We start from the raw sequence: 2267 nt of genomic DNA on the forward strand, positions 1-2267 counted from the left end.
TAGTAAGAAATAATTAACTAAATTAGATCATATTATTAGTCTTGATGTAATAATATGATCTTTTTATTTTCTTTTCACCTATTTATTGAATACATATGATATAATATTAGTTAAGGAGGTGAAACTATGAAAGCTAATCAAGTAATGGAAATACTTCAAATTAGCCGCTCAACTTTGAAGCGTTATCGTGAAAAAGGTTTTATTAAAGCTGTTCAAAAGCCAACAGGTCAATTTGAGTTTGACGATGATTCGGTTTGGTTGTTTAAAAATAAACATACTCCTCGTCAGACTATTCTCTATGGTCGTGTTTCTACTTATAAGCAAAAACATGATTTAGCTAATCAAATGCAAGAATTACGTGATTTCGCTGAAAATAAAGGCTATCATGTCGATAATTCCTTTTCAGATATTGCCAGTGGCATCTCTTTTAAAAATCGAAAACAGTTCTTTAAATTATTAGACTTAGTTTTGGCAGGCAAAGTTGAAAGAGTAATCATTACTCATCAAGATAGATTGAGTCGTGTAGGGTTTGAGCTATTTGAATACTTGTTTAAAAACTACGGGACAGCGATTGAAACTATCTCAAATGAGCTGAATCCTAAGACTGATGAAGAAGAGCTGTTTGAAGAAATTATCAGCCTACTGCATTGCTTCTCTATGAGAGAATATTCTCATAGACGAGTGGAACGTAAGCTTATAGAAAGCACCTTAAATCAGAAAGGCGGTGAAAAAGATGGCAAAAAAGAATAAGCAAGTTCCTAGAAATGATCTGCAATATGAGCAATTAGCCAGTGAATATCTGATTAAAGCTAATCCGAAGCTTGATGAGTATTCTTTAGTAGCACACAATTTGTACAACCGTGCCCTTTTTGACTTAAGACAAGGTTTCTTTAAGAAAAGATATATTAAAGGCTATAGTCAACTCGATCAAATATTTAAAGAGCGTTATCAAAAGCGTGAGTTAATGCTTTATCATAGCTTAGGCTATGTCCAATCGGCACAACAGACTTTAAGAGAGGTCACAACTGTTTGGCAGGCATTCTTTAAAGCGCTGAAAGCCTACAAAGCTAATCCTAGTAAGTTTAGCGGAAAACCAAGATTGCCCCGTTATTTACGGGACAAACGCCATACCTTCTTTGTGACTAATCAGAACGCTAAAGTTAAAGATGGCTATTTGATTGTTCCAAAATTGGATTTAAAGCTAAAACTTGCGCCTAATATTGAAAAAATTGGACGCGTTGCTTTTAAACCTGTCGCTAATGGTTATAAAGTAATTGTTCCATATAAAGCCAATAAAGAAATTAAATACTTACCAGATAACGGTAAATATATTGGGATTGATCCTGGAATTGATAATGCTTTTGCTTGCGCTTCTAACACTGGTAATCGTCCACTACTCATTAACGGTCGTGGAATTAAGTCGGTTAACCAGTATTATAATAAAAAGCGTGCTGAATTAAGACAGCTTCAAGCTAGACACCATCAGCTTGAACGAATAATTAATACCAAACAAGGTAAGAAAGTTGTCTATCAAGATACCCAAGCCATGAAGAAAATTACCGCTTGGCGCAATGACAAAATTAGGCAATTTGCCCACAAAGCATCTAAACGTATCGTGGATTATGCGTTAAACTGTGAGGCAAACACAATTGTCATTGGTAAGAACAAATCATGGAAAAGAAGTTCAAATATGGGGAAAAGAAATAATCAAAACTTTATTGGGATTCCTCACCAGGTGATGATCGACATGATTAAGTACAAGGCTAATTTAGCAGGAATTACTGTTATTCAAACTAACGAAAGTTACACTAGTCAAACTAGTAGTTTAGATCATGAACAGCCTTGTTGGGAAAACGGCAATAAAAGCAGAAAGCGACAAGGTAAAAGCCCTGTTAACAGACGAATTAAACGTGGTTTGTTTAAAGCTAATGATGACCGCTTAATCAATGCGGATATTAACGGAGCTTTGCAAATAATTAGAAAAGTATTCTCGAATTTCCAAGTGAATGACGAGATAGCGGGCGTAGTGTTACGTCCAGTTAAATGGAGTCCTAAGTTTTAGGGCACTACTTAGCAAAGGAAATATAAATCTTATCCAAGTTTATCGGTTGACGCTTTTGTAAAGTTGTCCTTATAGTTTCTAAGCTAGCAAAAGTTTGGGAGTGTGCTAAAAAGGTTGAAAGCAGATATTAATAAACGAAGATAAGATAGGAAAATGTATTCAAATAAAATAAAGTGGATATATTTAACCAATATTTTCTAACATT

2 protein-coding genes are annotated in these 2267 nt (G+C 34.4%); both read left to right on the plus strand.

Annotated elements, in window-relative coordinates; all coding sequences use genetic code 11:
* Positions 1-126: 126 nt before the first annotated feature.
* Entirely contained in the window at positions 127-750 is a 624-nt protein-coding gene (locus CP368_RS09680) for an IS607 family transposase (protein WP_065991183.1), read from the plus strand.
* Positions 734-2062: an RNA-guided endonuclease TnpB family protein gene (locus tag CP368_RS09685; protein WP_013085970.1), complete on the plus strand. Its 1329-nt coding sequence runs from the start codon at positions 734-736 to the stop codon at positions 2060-2062. The genes CP368_RS09680 and CP368_RS09685 overlap by 17 nt, the downstream gene beginning before the upstream one ends.
* Positions 2063-2267: the final 205 nt, after the last annotated feature.

Origin of the sequence: Lactobacillus sp. UMNPBX17 (assembly GCF_002553735.1) — a bacterium.
GTDB classification, from domain to species: domain Bacteria; phylum Bacillota; class Bacilli; order Lactobacillales; family Lactobacillaceae; genus Lactobacillus; species Lactobacillus gallinarum.